Source organism: Actinomadura sp. 6N118, from assembly GCF_044326415.1.
Taxonomy (GTDB): domain Bacteria; phylum Actinomycetota; class Actinomycetes; order Streptosporangiales; family Streptosporangiaceae; genus Spirillospora.
Window position 1 is genome coordinate 1 of the sequence record NZ_JBIRAZ010000026.1, and the last position, 17,164, is coordinate 17,164.

Sequence of the window (17,164 nt, forward strand, 5' to 3'; positions counted from 1 at the left end):
ACGCGGCGGCCCTGCCACTGGTGGGCCTGACCGCCTGGCAGGCACTGTTCGAACTCGGCGAGCTCACCGCCGGGCAGCGCGTGCTCATCACCGGCGCCGGAGGCGCTGTCGGTGCCTACGCGGTGCAGCTGGCAAAGAACGCCGGCGCGCACGTCATCGCCACGGCGAGCCCGCGCAGCGCGGACCGGGTCCGAGCCGCCGGTGCCGACCAGGTCCTGGACCACACCGCGACCGAGGTGGTGGATGCGGTGACCCAGCCGGTCGACCTCCTGCTCAACCTCGCACCGCTCGAGCCCTCGCAGCTGGCCGGCCAGGCCGCTCTCGTGCGGTCCGGCGGGACCGTGGTCAACACCACGGTGTGGATGCAGGCGCCGAGCGACCAAGCGCGTAAGGTGCGCGGGCTCAACGTCTTCGTCCGGAGCGACGCCAAGCAACTCGCCGGCCTCGTGGCGGCGATCGACCGAGGCGACCTTCACATCGACATCAGCCGCCGTATCCAGCTCCAGGACCTCCCGGCGTTCCACGCCGAAGTCGCCGCCGGTGCCGTGTCCGGCAAGGTCGTCGTCCTAGCGCCGACCGCCTAAAAGCGTGCGATCGGAAGTGACAGAGTTCCGTGCTCGGCCAGTTCCGGCAATCAGGGCGGGCGCCGGTCATGTATGACGGGCGCCCGTCCCTGCTGGCCAAACAGCGTCGCCGGCGGGCGGGGCAACCGCTCGGGGCGCGGTTCTGGGGGTATTTGCAGGACTGGTACGGCTACGGCCCACTGCGCGCCGCGCTCTGGGCTCGCAGCCCTTCTCCTCATAGGCACGGTCGTCTTCACCGCCCACCACCCACCGGCCCTCAAGGCAGGCGAGGTGCCCTCCTTCAACGCCTTCCTCTACACCCTGGACCTGCTCCTGCCGATCATCAGCTTCGGCCAGGAGAACGCGTCCCGCCCACGCGGCCTACAGCAAGGGCTCTCCGCCGCGATGATCACTGCCGGGTGGATCCTCGCGACGACCGTCCTGGCCCGCCTCACCCGCGCTCTCCCGCCAGTAGCCGGGCCTCGGAGTGATTCGGAACGGAATCCTGCGATAGCCCGTGTCCCGGCTGGTCATCAGTGCGTGCCGCTGCAAGCGGTTCCGGACGGCCTGACGGCCCGGCAAAGCGGATAGGTCGGGCGCTGTACGCGCCGTCCCGCCCTGACAGCCCCCCGGCATGGTGAGGATGGCGGGCGCCGCCGCAGGTCAGCGCGGAGTTTCGACGACTACTGCGACGGCCTGGAGGTGGTCGCGAAGAAACGTTTACGTCGACCTGGACCGCGCGGGCGCAGCCCGGTACACCGGTGGACGGCTGCTGCTCTTCGACGATCTCGTCACCAAACTCGGTGACACAGCAGCCCTCATCATTCAAGGCTGAGTGCCGACCACCAATCCGGTGCGCTGACCACCAATTTCGCGCAGCGAGTCGGCGAGCTGCTCGCGGCGTTCGGGGGGAGTCATCTGGGGCGTAGCATCCGGCGTATGGAGCTCCTGGAGCGGGGGGATGCTCTGTCCGCGCTGATGGAGTGCCACCGCGAGCGTGGCCGGGTGGTGCTGGTCGCGGGTGAGGCGGGGATCGGTAAGACCGCTCTGGTCACGGCGTTCACCGCGGAGGTTGGTGGCGGTGTGTTGTGGGGCGGTTGTGATGCGCTGCGTACTCCGCGCCCGCTCGGGCCGTTGCGGGATATCGCGCGGGCAGCGGGTGGGGAACTGGCCAGGGTGATGGCCGCCGAGTCGGCCGCCCACGACCGGTACGGCGCGTTCCTGGACATGCTGGCCGCGGGCCGCACGGTCGTGGTCGAGGACGCGCACTGGGCGGATGAAGCGTCCCTTGACCTGCTGGTCTTCGCGGCGCGACGGATCGCGGGTACGGCGGGTCTGCTGATCGTCACCTACCGCGATGATGAACTCGGTTCCGATCATCTGCTGCTCGGCGTGCTCGGCTCCCTGGCCGGGGAAAGGTACGCGCGCAGGATTCGGCTCCGGCCGTTGTCGGCTGAGGCGATCGCTGGTCTTGCCGAGCCGTACGGCATGGACGCGGGTGAGATCCATGCGCGGACCGGCGGCAATCCGTTCTTTGTCACCGAGGTGCTCGGTGAGCCCGGAGAGCCGGTTCCCGCGACCGTACGCGATGCCGTCTTGGCTCGCGCGGCCGGGCTCGACGCGGCCGCCAGGGCGGCTTTGGACGTGGTCGCCGTGATCCCCGACCACGTGGAGCTGTCCCTGTTCGACGCGCCGTCCGCGTCCACTGGGTCTGCTGGCGTCGTCACTTCCAGCGATGTGGATGGGAGTGGCGGGTTTGGCCAGGAGGGCGGACTCGGGTTGGGGAGCATGCGGGCGGCCCTCGATGCGTGTGTTGGTGCTGGAATGCTCGTCGGCGCGGGGAACAGCGTGCGCTTCCGGCATGAGCTGGCCCGGATCTCCGTCGAGGGGGCCATCGCGCCGGTCAGGCGGGCCTCACTGCATGCGATGGTCCTGGCCCGGCTCGCGGCAAGCCCGGGCTCCGACCCTGCCCGGCTCGCCTATCACGCGGAGGAGGCCGGGGACTGCCCGGCCGTGCTGGCCTACGCTCCGGTCGCCGCCGAGCGGGCGGCGGCCGCTGGGGCGCACCGGCAGGCCGCCGATCAGTATGCCCGGGCCCGGCGTTTCGGCCCGGACCTCACCGGCGCCGAGGCGGCGGGATTTCCCCTTCGCGAGTGGGCCGAACTGCTTGAACGGGACGCGACCGCGTGTGCGCGGGTGGACAGGAACGCCACGGCGGTGGAGTCGTCCGGTGCGGCGCTGGAGCTGTGGCGGCAGGTCGGCGACACCAACCGGCAGATCGTGCTGCTCGCCCGGCGCTCAGATTACCTCTGGGGGGCGGGGGAGACCGGGGCTGCGCGCGCCTCGGTCCGGGCCGCGCTGGCGATGGTCGATCTGAGCCGGCCAGGACCCGCGCAGGCGGCGGCGGCGACGTGGTCGGCGGCCCTGCTCATGCTCACGCGCGACATTCCCGGCGCGATCGAGGTCGGTACCCGGGCCATCGCCCTGGCCGAGCAGGTGGGCGACACGCGGCTGCTCGCGCGGGCACTCGACGTGGTCGGCTCGGCTCTGTGGTTCGACGAGCCTGATGCGGCCGAGTCCACTCTGCTGCGAAGCCTGGAGGTCGCCCGCCGGGCCGGGGACGACGGCGCGGCTGCGACGGCGATGGTGAACCTGGGCTCGGGCGCGGGGGAGATCCGCCGCTACGACCTGGCCGAGCACTGGCTGCGTGAGTGCCTCGCGTGGTGCGAGGAACGCGGCTTGGACGGCAACCATCGCTACGCGACCGCGTGGCTGGGGCGTGTCCTCTTCGAGCGTGGCCGATGGGCCCAAGCGGCCGAACTGCTGGACGTCTCACTGCCCGCCCGAATGGTCGTCAGCAGAATCGTCGCGCTGACCGTTCGTGGCCGCATCGGCGTACGCAAGGGAGAACCGGACGGCGTCACCGTCTTGGAAGAGGCGTGGGAGCTCGCCGTTCCGACCATGGATCTGCAGAGCCTGTGGCCGGTCGCCGCGGGCCTGGCCGAAGCCGCGTACCTGTCCGGCCGTCCCGCCGACGTCCCCTCGCTCGTGGCCGGGACCTATGACCAGGCCGTCCGGCTCGGGCACCGATGGGCTGCGGACGAGCTGGGCTACTGGCTCCATCACGCGGGTTCCAACAGCGTGACGGGTAGAAGCGGTGAGACGCCGTACGCACACGACATGGCAGGTGACTGGCGCGGCGCCGAACGCGCCTGGGAACGGCTGGGCTGCCCGTACGAGGCAGCGGTCGCACGCGCCGCGAGCGACGACGTGACCGAGCTGCTGACGGCGCTCGCCCGGTTGCAACGGCTCGGTGCCCGGCCGGCCGCCGAGCTGGTCGCGCAGAAACTGCGCGGGCTCGGGATGAACAGGAGACCAAGGCGCGCGACCCTTGCCCATCCGGCCGGCCTGACCACGCGTCAGCACGACGTGCTCGTGCTCCTGCGTGAAGGACTGCGCGACGCCGAGATCGCCGCCCGGCTGCACATCTCGACGAAGACCGTGGGCCACCACGTGTCGGCGGTCCTGGCCAAGCTCGGCGTGCGGACCAGGCAGGACGCGGCCCGTTGGAAAGATGGGGAGCCTCCACGGCAAATCTAGGGACCCGCTCCCGATGCCCGCACCTTTCCACCGGCCGCAGACTCGCCGGTGAAAGGAGCGAATGACATGTTGGCACTTCTCGCCGATCGCTCGGGAGAACCCAGGAAGACGCCCTCTTCGGCAAAGAGGGCGTCCGGAAGGTGCTCTGGGTACTGAGACGCCTCAGCCCCACCGTGGCGTTTCTGTTGATCTCCCTCCCAGCCGGCCGTGGTGATCCCCTCACCACGGAGGCGAGGAAGAGGAACCGCGCGTTCATGGAACCGCGCGTTCATCCGATCGCGCCCGCCAGAACGACGCTGCCGCCGATGGCCGCACGCAAAGGCCACCTTCAGATAGCCAATTCCGCCCCTCTGAAAGTAGAACGGAAATGAAACTTCGTAATGCCGTTTGGGCTGTCGCCGCATCGGTGACGGCCGTCGTCCCGGCTGTCGCGCCGAGCGCGCAGGCGGCGCCGACCCCACCGCCGAAGCCAACCGCCTCGCCCGGCCAGCACGATCTGGCCAACCTCGCGACCAGACTGGACAAGCGGCTGGGAAACCGAAGCGTCGGCTCCTATCTCGACGAGGCGACCGGTCAGCTCATCGTCACCGTCACCGACGGCTCGGCCGCCCAGAGCGTACGTGCGGCCGGTGCGACCCCGCGCATGGTCACACGCAGCCGCGCTGACCTCACCAAGGCGACCGACAAGCTCGACGAGTCCGCTCGGATCCCCGGCACCGCATGGGCGGTCGACCCGGCCACCGACCAGGTGGTGGTCTCAGCGGACGAATCGGTCAAGGGCGCCAAGCTCACCAAGCTCACATCCGTCACCGACCGGCTCGGCTCGGCAGTCAGGGTCGAGCGTCTCAACGGAAAGCTGAGCACGCTCGCCGGCCCGACCATGCTGAACGGCTCGGCCATCTACACCAACGGTCCACAGGGCGCTGGACGCTGCTCACTCGGCTTCAACGTGTTCAGCGGCGCCTTCCACTACTTCATCACCGCCGGACATTGCACGCACGCCGGTAATGTCTGGCATGCCAACCAGGGCTTGACCAGTCGTCTCGGCGCCAACTCGGGCGGCCCGGGCGTCTTCGGCGCGGGCGGTGACTTCGGCATCGTCAACTACGACACCGCCGGGATTCACGTCTTTGGCACGGTGGCCGGCAGCGGGAAGTTCATCACCAGCTCGGGCGACGCCGTTGTCGGCCTGTCGATCCGGCGCAGCGGCAGCACCACCGGTGTCCGCGGCGGCAAGGTCACGGGGCTGAACACGACCGTGACCTATGACGATGGAACACCTGATGGAATAACGGTCAACGGCCTGATCAAAACGAACGCGTGCGCCGAGCCGGGCGACAGCGGTGGTCCGCTGTACGACGGCGGCAGCATCGGGCTCGGAGTGCTCTCCGGCGGCGCCGGCGGCTGCTCCGGCGGCACCACGGTGTACCAGCCGCTCAACCCCATCCTGACCAACTACGCCTTGACACTCTGGGATACGCCTCAGCCCTGAGACTCTGCACGCAAGGCGTGAGACACCGGCATAAGGCGCCTGATCAACCCGGCGGGGCGAGCTCATAGCCGAGCCGGAGTCGCCAGTGCCAAACAAACTCAGCCGACCAGTCAGGGCGTGTCCGATAGATCAAGATCTATCGGACACGCCCTAGTAGTGCTTTGGATCAGGTGCAGGTGCAGGTGCGGCCGGGATCGTCTGAGCTGGGCGTGCCCGCCGCGCAGCGCCGCCGCTACCAGCAGGCCCAGCCACCGCCGCGCCGAGGACGCCCGGCACAACGCCGAGCAGGCCCGCATCGATCGCCGCCCAGAGCGACGCTAGCGCCGTCCGGAAGCTACTGGCCCGCACCGAGACCGAGCTTGACCAGGCTCGCCAGGCCGTCGAGCAGCAGCGCGAGCGCGCCGTGGTCGCCGAACAGCGCACCCAGATCGCCAAGGCCGCGTCCACCTAGGAGACGACCGAGGAGCCCGAGAAGCGCGCATAGCGCCGCCCAAGATGGATAGGTAGGACACGCTTGGAGATGACCGGTGCGCTGCCGCTACGCGACCGCCTGTTCTCCGGCTGCGGCGCAGCTCAGAACCAAGTACCACCATCGGTTCTGGCCACCGCGCGGACCTCCTGCGCCGTGACCCCCTTCACCGCACGCAGATCCGTGCCGAGCAGGTTCGCACCGGTCAGGTCAGCGCCGGCCAGATCCGCATCGGTCAGGTTCGCGCCGGTCAGGTTCGCGCCGGTCAAGTTCGCATCGGTCAGGTTCGCGCCGGTCAAGTTCGCATGGGTCAGGTTCGCGCCGGTCAGGTTCGCCCGCCACAGGTTCGCTCCGGTCAGGTCCGCGCGGGTCAGGTCTGCGCCGCTCAGGCGGGCTCCGGTCAGATCCGCGCCGGTCAGGCGGGCTCCGGTCAGATCCGCCTCCGTCAGGTTGGCACGATTCAGGTGGGCCCCAGTCAGGTTCGCACGCTTCAGGTGGGCACCGGTCAGGTCCGCGCGGGCCAGGTAGGCGCCGGTCAGGTCCGCATCGGTCAGGTTCGCGCCGGTCAGGTTCGCGCCGGTCAGGAGCGCACGGGTCAGATTCGCGCGGAACAGGTTCGCTCCGGTCAGGTCCGCGCTGGTCAGGTGCGTGCGGGTCAGGTCGGTGGCGCGCAGGATCGCACCGGCGAGCCGTGCGCTGGAGAGCTCCGCGCCGGTGAGATGCAGGCCGCTGAAATCCAGGGCGAGGCGTTCGGGGCGGCGGCCCCGGCGGCCCAGGGTGGTCAGGGCGTGCTGCACGTCAGCCTCGGGCCCTGGGGGCCGGTCCGGCTCGGGCGATGCTTCGGGCTCGTGCAGCCAGACCGTGCGGTGCCCGGTGGGGGCCGCAGGAACCGCCCGCTCGGCCACGCGGCGGCGGATGAAGGTGGCCAGGACTTCGAGCACGTCGTTGTGGTGCGGGGGAGAGTCGTTGGCCACGTGCGCCAGCGCGTGGATGCCGCCCAGGCGCACGTCCATATCATCGGACCCGAGGCGTTCCAGGGCCTTGGCGAAGCGATCGGTCACCTGGCCGCGGTGACTGAGGCGATAGCCGCGCCAGGTGAAGAACAAACCGGTGGCCACCACGATCGCGCCGCCGACCGTGGCCACCAGCAGCCGCGCACTGTGCCGGTCGGCCTTGGCGGCCAGGTGCATCAGGTCGGGCATCTTCCACAACGCCAGCCCGTACGCCGCAGCCGCCGTCAGCAGCGCCGCCCCGGCCAGCGCCCAGCCGGCCCGGCGCGCCACCGGCGCGTTGCGGCCGTATGACCGTACTTCACCCCGTGCCCGGGCCAGCCTGTCCATCGATCCCGCCTCCGTCCGGGCGCCGCCGCGCCCCAGCCGTTAGAAGCCGCCGCCGCGGCAAAGGTTCCGCACACCGACCACCCGATCCCTACGCCAGCCCGGCACCCCGCCGACCCGGCCGCAAGCAGGGGGTCAGCCGCGTTTGAAGACGCCGGTCAGACCGGCGACCACCACGGCGGCCAGCAGCCACCCGGCCAGGCTCAGGCCGAAGGCGCACCAGGCGGCATAGCCGTCGGCGACGAAGGCCTCGCGCTGGCGCAGGTTGGCCACCGGCAGCAGCAGGTCCAGGGTGTAGCGGGCGGCGCTGAAGGACGGCTGCACGGTGTCTGCCGCCGTCCGGGCGGGCCGCACATGGTCGGGGTGGGCGTGGGCGAACACCATCCACCCGGCGGCGAACAGGACGGCCAGGTAGGGCAGGACCAGCGCGGGCCGGTAGCCGTACCCGATGGTGACACGCAGCACCCAGCTCCAGACCTGGCTGGGCCAGCGCGCCCACCACCTGGCGGCCTGTGCCCGACGGGCACGCTGTTTGGCGATTGCCACTATCCGGGAGGCGGACTCGTCGCCGGCCCGCCGGTACACCTCGGCCAACTGCTCATACGGCTGCGGCAGATAACCACCATCCTGGCGGCGCAGCCACTCCAGCCTCTGCCGCGCTGTGACATTCGGAGCGGAGATGTGCTCATAGATGAACCCGTTCAACCGCACGAACTCCGGCCACGTCGCGCGATGGTCACACCACCGGCCCACCCGTGCATGGCTGAGGTCGATGCCCCCTACCAGGGCGACCGGTGTCAGAAACATGGCACGGTCGATAACTGCATGTTCAAGATCCAGGACCAGGGAACGCTCAATGTCGACCAACCTGGCGGCATTCAGCCCCAGAACACCGCCGATGTGAGCGCTGTGCAGCCCTATCCGACCGGTCACCTGCGTATTCATCTGGAGCATGTTGGCGTCGACGGTCAGCCCAGCGGCAAAGAGCGCCATGTCCTCCGGATGGCTAAACGTGGCATCACGGCAATCCAGGGCGCCGATGCGAGCCCCAGGCAGCCGCGCTTCGCCCGTTACCTGTGCCTGCCCAAGGGACATGTCGGCATCGACGGTCAGCCCATCGGCACGCAGCGCGATGCCGTCAGGGTTGGTGAACGATGCGGCACGGCAAATCAACTGGCCGCCGATGTGGGCCCCTGACAACTCCACTTCACCAGATGCCTGCACAGCCACCATCCACATGTGCGAGTCGACGACGAGCCCATCCGCAGCGAGCGCGGTGCCATCGGGATTGGCGAACGAAGCGGCATCACAATTCAACTGGCCAGCGATGCGGGCGCCTGACAGCCGCGTTTCGCCGACTACCTGTGCAGCTTCCATCGACATGTGCGTCTCGACGGTGAGGCCGTCGGCAGTCAGTGCCTCACCACGCGGGTTGGTGAATCGTGCGCCTGTAGCGTCGAGGCCGCCGCCGAGGTGACCGAAGCGCAGATCCACTTGGGCCAGGCAGCAGAACCCGCCACTTAGGTTGAGGCTAAGTTTCATTTTTAGGTCGCGGCCTGAGAACCGTTGACGCAGATGGCTGCCCCGCAGGCTGATCTGAATGCCGTCCGTCTTGGCGAGGTTGACTCGGCCGCCGATGAAGCAGTCGTACAGCTCCAGCGGATAGCGCAGCGTGAGGCCGCCCAGATTGAGCCGGCCCACCACGCCGACGCCGCGGACCCGGACGGCCAACGGCCGGCCGACCTGCTGGTCCAGCGGTCCATGCCCGGTCAACAGCTGGTACACCAGCTGCGCGCGGATCTGCCGATCGGCACCCCACCCATGTCCGTGGGCGGGGTCATCCTGCCCCGGCCGCCGGGTGCGCAGGTCGAGCAGTCGGCCCGCGGCGGCCGCCGCGCACAGCCTCCGCTCCACCGGCGTGAGATCAGCTTCCTCCAGCATCCAAGAACCCCCAGGCCCACCAGCCTCCGCCCGCCATACACCGGGCGAAAGGCCCGGTCTGGGGCCAGCTGTGGCCGCACGTCCATCCAGCCACGGCGGCTTGCGGGGGTGTGGGCGTGCCTTCGACTCAAACCCTCAGCATCATGCTGACGGTTTCGACCGAATCGCGGCTGCTCGCTGCTCGCTTGTGATTGTGGCTGAGCATGCTAGTTGGCCATTGGGCAGGCTTGTTGGCCAGCGAGGGGGTCGCGGTCAGCGGTTGGGTGAGCCGAAGCACCGTAGTCGTCACATAGGCGGGTGCGCGGCCAGATACGGCGCTGGACACCATGAGCGGCTCAGGCCAGGGCCTCGGCGATCGCCGTCCGGTCCTGATACTCGCGCCAGTGCACGATGCGCCCGTCCCGGGCGCGCAGTACCACCACGAACGGGGCCTGCGCCCGTGTGCCGCTCTCCGGCATCGCGGCCACTATCTGGTACTCGGCGATGATCACCTCCGGGTCGGCGGTCTCATGGATCACCACGTCCCGGAACTCCTCGAACATGATGGGGAGGGCCTCGCGGCCCGCCCGCGTCATGGCCACGACCTGCTCCCGGCCCTCGGTCCTGCGCTGCTCGGCGGCAGCGAACGGACTCTCCACGACGACGTCGTCAGCCAGCATCTCCTCGTCCAGTGCCGCCTGTCCGGCCAGGGTGTTGTTCTGGAAGCGGGCGAAGAGGTCTCGGGGGGACCGCTCGGGCATGGGGGGCTCCTTCCGAAGCGAGCTAAGATGAGTGAAGACTCAGGTTGAAAATATGAGTCTCGACTCATTTTGTCAACGAGGGGACGAATGGCACCGGACAAGCCGATGCGCGCCGACGCCAGGCGCAACCGCGCCCGCATCCTGCTCGCCGCCGAAGACGTGTTCGCCGAACGCGGACCCTCTGCGTCCACCGAAGAGGTCGCCGCCCGCGCCGGCGTTGCCATCGGGACGGTTTTCCGCCACTTCCCCACCAAGCACGACCTCCTTGCCGCGATCATGAAGGAGCTCAGACAACGTCTCATCGACAAGGCGGAGACCCTCAGTGCTGACGGAGACCCCGGAACGGCCTTCTTCGACTACTTCGCCTTCCTCGTCGAAAGCTCGGCCAAGGTCGGCACCGTTGTCGGTCTCCTCGCCGAAGAGGGCACATCCATCGAACCGGGTGAGCAGATCATGGCGCTCACCCAAACCTTCGACTCGCTGCTGGAAGCCGCCCGGGAGGCTGGGACCGTCCGCGCCGATGTCCGTCTCGATGAGGTCATGGCCCTGCTTACCGCCACCGCCCACGGAGCCTTGGCTGCCGCCTGGTCCGACGACCTCCGCCACCGCACGGTCACCCTGGTCCTAGACGCCCTCCGTTCCCAGTGAGGCAAGGGCGGCCATGGGCATGACAGAAAGCCTGCGATCTGTGATCCGAGTGACAGGCGGCCTGCCTCATCGGTGACAACAAGCGCGCCTCACCCGCCTGGCTCTCTGCACTCACCGGCGATCACCGGTGACGGTTATCGCACTTCGGCTCATTGGAGTGCTTCCGGAAGGCGCGAACCCGTGGCCAGATACCGTGCCCAACGTCGCTCGTTGGCTAGCTAGCGTGCCCACCAGTGGCCAACTAACGTGCCCAGCCTCTGCGTACGCCAGCAACCGATGGCCAACTACTGCGCCCAGTCACAGTGATGCTGCGACGCCTGGGCGGCACCAGAGGGTGTGGCTCTGGCGTCTCACTACGTGAGCGGGACGGCATATCGGGTCATCCCGGGTAGGGCGGGTGCATTATGAGCCTGTTCATCACCACCATCGGTGCAGTGCTGACCACGCTTCTCGGCGTTCTGGTCGGCAGCGTCCTCAGCAGCCGGGCACAACAACGCCAGCGTTCGCACGATCGCCAGCTGGACGCGTGCGCCCAGGTCCTCCGCGAGTCCTCGAACATGCTGATCGAGCTCGCCCTCGCGAACGGCGAGCAAGGCGTCCCCGCCCCGGACGGCGTCAACGTCAAGACCACCCTGGACTGGAAGGCCTGGAACGAGGCCCTCGCTATGGTCAACCTCGTGGCCGACCGCGACATCGTCCAAGCCGCCCACGCCATCGATGCTGAGTTCTGGCCAGTGCACCTACAGATCAAACGAGGCTGGACCACCAAGGAGGACTGGCCCCGCCTCCGCACCGCCATCGACACTAAACGCCAAGACTTTGTCAACATCGCCCGGACGCACCTCGCCGCTGAGCCAGGCCCGCCACTCCGGCGCCTCACCGGCCGCCCCCCGGCAGACCACCCGATCTGGCAGTTCCGCCGCTCCTATTTCACAGCAGGCGAGAGCTGATCCGCCCCACTCAGAGGCGGTAGGACTCCTCTCACAGAAGCTGCATGCGCATGGCGTACATATCCAGTGTCCCGCGAGCTGACGAGGTGGCGGCGGAGCTCCTTCAAGGCGGCGAGTTCCGCAGGATGAAGGACATCGAGGGCAACAAGCTCACAGGCGCCCGCCTTCTTCAACTGGCATGGGTGCAGCTCCCGCTAAGTGAGAACCTCTGTCACCTTGGCGGCTGTGATCAGTGAACATGTGGACAAGCCGCCGACCCGCGGGTGGAGGCCCCAGCAAGCCGTGAAGCCGCTGATCGGCACGGCCTGGCGCCGATTGCTCGGTGGTGGATACGGACTCATCAGGCTCCTAGCTGCGCTCGTTACTACTGATTTCCGGAAGGTCCCAGACGCGGACGGTGCCGTCCGGCGACGGTGGCGAACGAGACGGCGTTCCTGGTCGACTTCCTGCCGGTGGAACGGCGGGTGCTGGGCAGGCAGGGCTTCACCCTCGACCATGTCCAGTACTTCTGTGATGCGCTCAAGCCGTGGATCGCACGGCGGGAGAAGCTGGACAAGTTCGTGCTGCGGCGCGACCCGCGCGACATCTCCCGGATCTGGGCGCTGGACCCCGACGGGACCAGTTATCTGGAGGTTCCGTACCGGACGTTGTCGCGACCGCCGATCAGTCTGTGGGAGCAGCGTGCGGCCGTGGCTCGCATCCGGGAGCTGGGCCGTGGTCAGGTGGATGAGAGCGCGCTGTTTGCGATGGTGGAGCAGATGCGGCAGATCACTGAGGACGCCGCGGCCAAGACCCGTAAGGCCCGCCGCTCGCTGCAGCGCAGGGCCGCCGCGGCGGGCGGCGCCTGTGGTGCCGCCGCCACCGATCGCGAGCGGGGACCTGGCCGCGGGGCCGATGGCCACGCCGTTCGAGGAGATCGAGCAGTGGTGAACGGGGATGTCGAGCTCGGGGAGCCCGAAGACCTGGACCACCTGCATGAGATCGCCCGGCGAGCGGCACGGCTGCCGGTTGACGAACGCGTCAGGTACGTGCGGGCCGACCGGTGGATCGGGTACACCCGCGCCGCTGCCGCCCTGGCGCGGCTGGAGGAGCTGGTGGAGTGGCCGGCCAAGCAGCGGATGCCGAATCTGCTGCTGGTCGGGCCGACGAACAACGGTAAATCGATGATCATCGAGAAGTTCCGTCGCGGGCACCTGCCGGTCTCGCGCCCGGACGCGGAACAGATCCCGGTGCTGGTGGTTCAGATGCCGTCCGAGCCGTCGGTGGTGCGGTTCTACACCGCGTTGCTGGCCGCGTTGGGTGCGCCGTTGCGGCCCCGCCGCCGTATCGCCGAGTTGGAGCAGGTCGCGCTGTACCTGCTGCGCCGTGTCGGCGTGCGGGTCTTGGTGATCGACGAGCTGCACAACGTCCTGGCCGGACGAGGCGATGTGCGGCGCGAGTTCCTCAACCTCCTGCGGTTTCTCGGCAACGAGCTGAAGATTCCGCTGGTCGGCGTGGGGACCAGAGAGGCCTATCTGGCGATCCGCTCCGATGACCAGCTGGAGAACCGGTTCCAGCCGCTGGTGCTGCCCCGGTGGGAGCCGGGCGGAGAGGCTTGTTCGCTGCTGGCCACCTACGCCGGGCCGACCGAGCGGCGCCGTCTGTTCGAGCGGGAGCTGCTGTGAACGGCCGGGTCCAGCGCTGGCCGCTGCACCCGAGGCCGCTGCCGGGCGAGGCGCTGTCGTCGTGGCTGGACCGGGTCTCGGGCGAGCACTCGGTGACCCTGCGCGATCTGCTCGAACACAACCTCGGGTCGGCCTCGATCGTCGACGAGGGATGGAGTGCGGCCGACCTGGACTGGGATCCGCCCGACCGCGTACTGGCCGAGGTGAGCGAGCGCACTGGCGTTGAGCTCGGTGGCCTGCGTGCGATGACGTTCTCGGGGTGGGTGCCCTGGCTGATGGACGGCCTGGGCGAAGGAGACCAGGAATACTTCGACACCTACGTCCGCCAGGACTCGGTGCTGCTGGCCCCCGGCGAAGTCGGACACAATGTCGTGCCGCGATGGCGGCCCTGGCTGACTTCCCAAGCGGTGCGGCACCAATGCCCTGTCTGCGCCGACGCCCCCGACCGTGTCGTCCCGTTGCTCTCGCGGCTGCCGCTGATGCTCAGCTGCGCCGAGCACGGATGCCGTGTCCGACCTGCCGGTGACATCGCGCTGGCGGCCTTCGACGGAGAACCGATACCGCCCGAGCCCGCGCCGCCGGAGACCGTTGAGCTGGATCGACGCACCCACGAAGCAATCACCACAGGCCGAGTCACCCTGCCGCGCCGGTCCGTTCACGCGGGGGTGTGGTTCCGGTTGCTCCGGACGCTGCTCGATGAGGTCAGCACGTCGCCGTCCAAGGTGCGCAAGCGTTCACAGGCGGTCCTCCAAACGATCTGGGAGGCCGTTGGGACTCCGGCCAGGGCCGGCCTCAACGTCTGGCGCCCCTTTGAGGAGCTCGACCGGGACCAGCAGGAGGCGATGCTCCAGGCCGCCGCGATCGCCATGCGGCAAACCGAAACAGGAGTGATCACCGCGCGGGGCACGCTCGGCCCGCTGCTGACCTCCCTGCCGTACCAGCCCGTCGACGCCGGCGCCCCCGCCCGGCCGACCGTCCCGCGACCTCCACGACCACCACGACCACCACGGCATTCCCCAGCCGATTTGGACGCAGCGCTCAAGGACGTCTTTGAAGCCGCCAAGACCGACCAGACCACCGCGCAGTGGATTCTGCAGTGCCTCACTTGGCGGCGACGGAGCACCGCGACCTTCGAACGCGAACGCGAGGAACTGATCAACATGTGCGGCATACCGGCGGAGTTCCTCCCCGAGGCCCACGAATGGGACTTCAGCCGACCGGGCCCCTTCGGGATCCTGTGACCAGCGGAGCTGGCCGCGCTCGACACCCGTTCCACTTCCTTGGAAGCGGAACGACCCCGGCTCGCCGCCCTCGACCGCTTGCAAATCAGACACCAGCGGACACCGTTCGTTCCGGAATTCGTTCCACAACAACTGTTCCGAAAGGGCCGTACAGAGCTGATTTTCGGTACGATCGGGAGATGGGAAACGGCAGCGATCATCCCCATGGCGGGATGGAGTTCGGGTACGCCCGCGTCTCCACCACCAAACAGTCCCTCGAACGGCAACTGGCTGTCCTGGCCGCCGCCGGGATCCCCGATGAGCGGATCTACGTCGACAAGAAGACCGGCACCACCATCGACCGAGACGGCCTGGGCCGACTACTGGCCTACGCCCGCCACGGCGACACCATCGTCGTGCACACCCTGGACCGGATCGGCCGTAACCTGCGCGAGGTCCTCAACCTCGTCCACGATCTCGCCGAGAGGGGCATCGGCGTACGGTCGCTGGCCGACCCGCTGCCCATCAACACCGCCGACGAGGGCATGGGCCGCATCGCCTTCCTGCTGCTGGCGCTGTTCGCCGAGATGGAACGCACCTTCACCGCCGAACGCGCCGCTCACGCCCGCACCGTCGCCGAGGCCAGCGGCCGTCAGATCGGCCGGCCCGTGGCCCATTCCGAAGACAAGATCGAATACGCGCGGCTGCTGAAAGCCCAGGGCGACTCCCTCGGCGTCATCGCCACCAAGACCGGCATCCCCAAGACCTCCCTGCACCGCTACCTCGCCACCCCGGACAACGCCGACGAGCCGGTCGGACACTGACGAGCACCACCGCCTTCCCTTCCCCTTACACGGCGAGGGCGACATGTTCGGCCCGACGAAGTACGGGCCCAGCTGCAGGAACCACCGCCCGGGGGCCGCGGGGTGAGGGTCACCGTCATCGGCTCGCCGGGATTCTGACCCTGCTCGGCGAGATCGCCGGGCGGGCCTGCCGGCAGAGCTTGGAGCGGAAGAACTCCGAAACGCGAGAGAACTCGGACTACCACTCCCACCTGCGCGAACACCGCCCGTGATGGCTATGTGATCATCCTGTGCCGCCATCGTTGGCGGGTCGGCGGACAGTGGTACTCATGCCAAGGCGCCGCGACCTGCTCCTGCTGTCCGTCGCCCTGTTGGTGGTGGTGATCGTGCCAGCCGTCCTCGTGGCCGGCTGCTTCCGCAGCATGCGCGAGGAGTTCGACACCGCGCCGGACACCGAGGAGCTGGAGGATGTCGCACGGTCCGCGGCGGCGACCCAGGCGCGTCACCGTGCGCAGGCCTGGGTCGACGAGCAGATCCGGTTCCTCACCAAGGCGCGTCCGTGGCTCGTCGACCATGGCGGCTCGGTCGTCGACACCTGTTCGGCCTGGCGGCTGCCCATGAGCTTCACCTGGTCGGTGTCCTGCGAACGAGTGGTGACGCGATACTTCGCGGCGGACCGGGAGCTGTGCGATGGCGTCCGCCAGGTCAGCCGTTGGGCCTTCTCGCGCGGTTGGGGAACGGAGCCACGGACCCAGTGCGGGGCCCCGGTGTGCCCACAGGGCATCCGGTCACGTTGGACGGACCCGGACCCGGACCCGGACCCGGGCGCGCCGGCGCGCTGGGCCGAGATCGTCACCTTGTGGTCGGGCAGGGAGTGCCGGCCTCCAGCGACCAGCCTCGCGAACGACGGATACCCCACGCGCTCCCCGTATTTCCAGGCTGAAGTGCGGCGTCCCGATCTGCGGGAAGTATCGACGCGGGCGCTCTCCACGCATCGCCATTTCGTGCAGGTGATGATCAAGCCGGTGTATTTCTCACAGGAGTGATCATCGCGTGGGCGTGGTGACGGCGCGGGCCAAGGCGACCAGCGGTGTAGGGTCAGTGCCCTGATCGCGCCAGGGTCCGGCCAGCTACACGAAGACCGCCAGGCCGAGCGGCACGGGCCATGGTCATTGAGGTCCGACTTCGCACCACCAGGCCGGACTCGTTCAGATCCCCGCGCTCAGATTTCTGCAGACTCCCACTGCGATCGCGTGCAGCGGACTTCGGACACCCGTGCAGGCGGCTTCGGAAATCGACATCCGTACCGACAAGGCACGATGCCGTCCAAAAATCTCCGTCCGAAAAGTCGGTGCGCGACGGCCCGAAGCGTTACCGGAAACCCGGGTGCACATCCATCGGAATCGGAAGAATCGGCATGTGGATCACTCGGGCGGGCCGGGGCCGACGTCGTGCTCCAGATGCGGGTGGTGCTCGCCCGGGGTCAGCGCGATGGTGTGGCGGCGGCTGCTTGTGGCCCGCGGCGACCTCAATCGCCAATCTGCACAAGGTCTTCCAGTGCACGTTCCCCATGCCGGCGGAGGGCCAGCCGATCTCCGCGTTGCGCACGCCGCGGATACGCGACGCCGAGCGCGTTCCTCGCGGCCTTCGGCCCGTGGGAACCACTCCCAAGCGCTACCTGACCGGCCAAGCCGATCATTGACCTGCGGCAAGGAGGTCGATCTGCGTACAGGGCGC

General features: G+C 68.8%; 12 protein-coding genes and 2 pseudogenes. 11 read left to right on the forward strand and 3 right to left on the reverse strand.

The features are described from left to right. The 4 genes from ACH34W_RS45290 to ACH34W_RS45305 all read left to right on the forward strand — a co-directional run. Nucleotides 1–584 (forward strand): zinc-binding dehydrogenase (locus ACH34W_RS45290; RefSeq protein ID WP_395967428.1); only part of this gene is annotated, 584 nt, incomplete at its 5' end. 270 nt (nucleotides 585–854) lie between these two features. Further along, on the forward strand, nucleotides 855–1,154 hold the full coding sequence (locus ACH34W_RS45295) for a hypothetical protein (protein ID WP_395967429.1): 300 nt from the start codon (nucleotides 855–857) through the stop codon (nucleotides 1,152–1,154). A 348-nt stretch (nucleotides 1,155–1,502) separates the two neighbouring features. Next, the gene (locus tag ACH34W_RS45300) at nucleotides 1,503–4,163 is read left to right on the forward strand and encodes an AAA family ATPase (RefSeq protein ID WP_395967430.1); all 2,661 of its coding nucleotides are present in this window, start codon (nucleotides 1,503–1,505) and stop codon (nucleotides 4,161–4,163) included. Nucleotides 4,164–4,530: 367 nt separating this feature from the next. Next, a complete protein-coding gene (locus ACH34W_RS45305) occupies nucleotides 4,531–5,655 on the forward strand; it encodes a S1 family peptidase (protein ID WP_395967431.1) in 1,125 nt (374 codons plus the stop codon). A 573-nt stretch (nucleotides 5,656–6,228) separates the two neighbouring features. Here the strand turns inward: ACH34W_RS45305 and ACH34W_RS45310 are convergent. The 3 genes from ACH34W_RS45310 to ACH34W_RS45320 all read right to left on the reverse strand — a co-directional run bounded on the left by ACH34W_RS45310 (nucleotide 6,229) and on the right by ACH34W_RS45320 (nucleotide 10,142). Then, the gene (locus ACH34W_RS45310) at nucleotides 6,229–7,464 is read right to left on the reverse strand and encodes a pentapeptide repeat-containing protein (RefSeq protein ID WP_395967432.1); all 1,236 of its coding nucleotides are present in this window, start codon (nucleotides 7,462–7,464) and stop codon (nucleotides 6,229–6,231) included. Between the two features lie 132 nt (nucleotides 7,465–7,596). After that, complete coding sequence (locus tag ACH34W_RS45315; RefSeq protein WP_395967433.1) at nucleotides 7,597–9,402, reverse strand: hypothetical protein; 1,806 nt, start codon at nucleotides 9,400–9,402, stop codon at nucleotides 7,597–7,599. Nucleotides 9,403–9,737: 335 nt separating this feature from the next. Then, nucleotides 9,738–10,142, reverse strand: coding sequence for a nuclear transport factor 2 family protein (locus ACH34W_RS45320; protein WP_395967434.1), 405 nt, complete (start codon nucleotides 10,140–10,142; stop codon nucleotides 9,738–9,740). An 87-nt stretch (nucleotides 10,143–10,229) separates the two neighbouring features. Between ACH34W_RS45320 and ACH34W_RS45325 the strand changes: the two genes are divergently transcribed. The 7 genes and pseudogenes from ACH34W_RS45325 to ACH34W_RS45355 all read left to right on the forward strand — a co-directional run bounded on the left by ACH34W_RS45325 (nucleotide 10,230) and on the right by ACH34W_RS45355 (nucleotide 16,473). Further along, nucleotides 10,230–10,790, forward strand: coding sequence for a TetR/AcrR family transcriptional regulator (locus ACH34W_RS45325; protein ID WP_395967435.1), 561 nt, complete (start codon nucleotides 10,230–10,232; stop codon nucleotides 10,788–10,790). Nucleotides 10,791–11,194: 404 nt separating this feature from the next. Next, nucleotides 11,195–11,740 (forward strand): hypothetical protein, encoded by a 546-nt coding sequence (locus tag ACH34W_RS45330; RefSeq protein ID WP_395967436.1) that lies wholly within the window; start codon nucleotides 11,195–11,197, stop codon nucleotides 11,738–11,740. A 452-nt stretch (nucleotides 11,741–12,192) separates the two neighbouring features. Further along, nucleotides 12,193–12,357 (forward strand): annotated as a pseudogene (locus tag ACH34W_RS45335) (Mu transposase C-terminal domain-containing protein); the annotation flags it as partial. A gap of 309 nt (nucleotides 12,358–12,666) precedes the next feature. Beyond that, nucleotides 12,667–13,380 (forward strand): annotated as a pseudogene (locus tag ACH34W_RS45340) (TniB family NTP-binding protein); the annotation flags it as partial. A gap of 20 nt (nucleotides 13,381–13,400) precedes the next feature. Next, the gene (locus tag ACH34W_RS45345) at nucleotides 13,401–14,645 is read left to right on the forward strand and encodes a TniQ family protein (protein ID WP_395967437.1); all 1,245 of its coding nucleotides are present in this window, start codon (nucleotides 13,401–13,403) and stop codon (nucleotides 14,643–14,645) included. A gap of 179 nt (nucleotides 14,646–14,824) precedes the next feature. Then, a complete protein-coding gene (locus ACH34W_RS45350) occupies nucleotides 14,825–15,448 on the forward strand; it encodes a recombinase family protein (protein ID WP_395967438.1) in 624 nt (207 codons plus the stop codon). Between the two features lie 308 nt (nucleotides 15,449–15,756). Further along, nucleotides 15,757–16,473: a hypothetical protein gene (locus ACH34W_RS45355; RefSeq protein ID WP_395967439.1), complete on the forward strand. Its 717-nt coding sequence runs from the start codon at nucleotides 15,757–15,759 to the stop codon at nucleotides 16,471–16,473. Nucleotides 16,474–17,164: the final 691 nt, after the last annotated feature.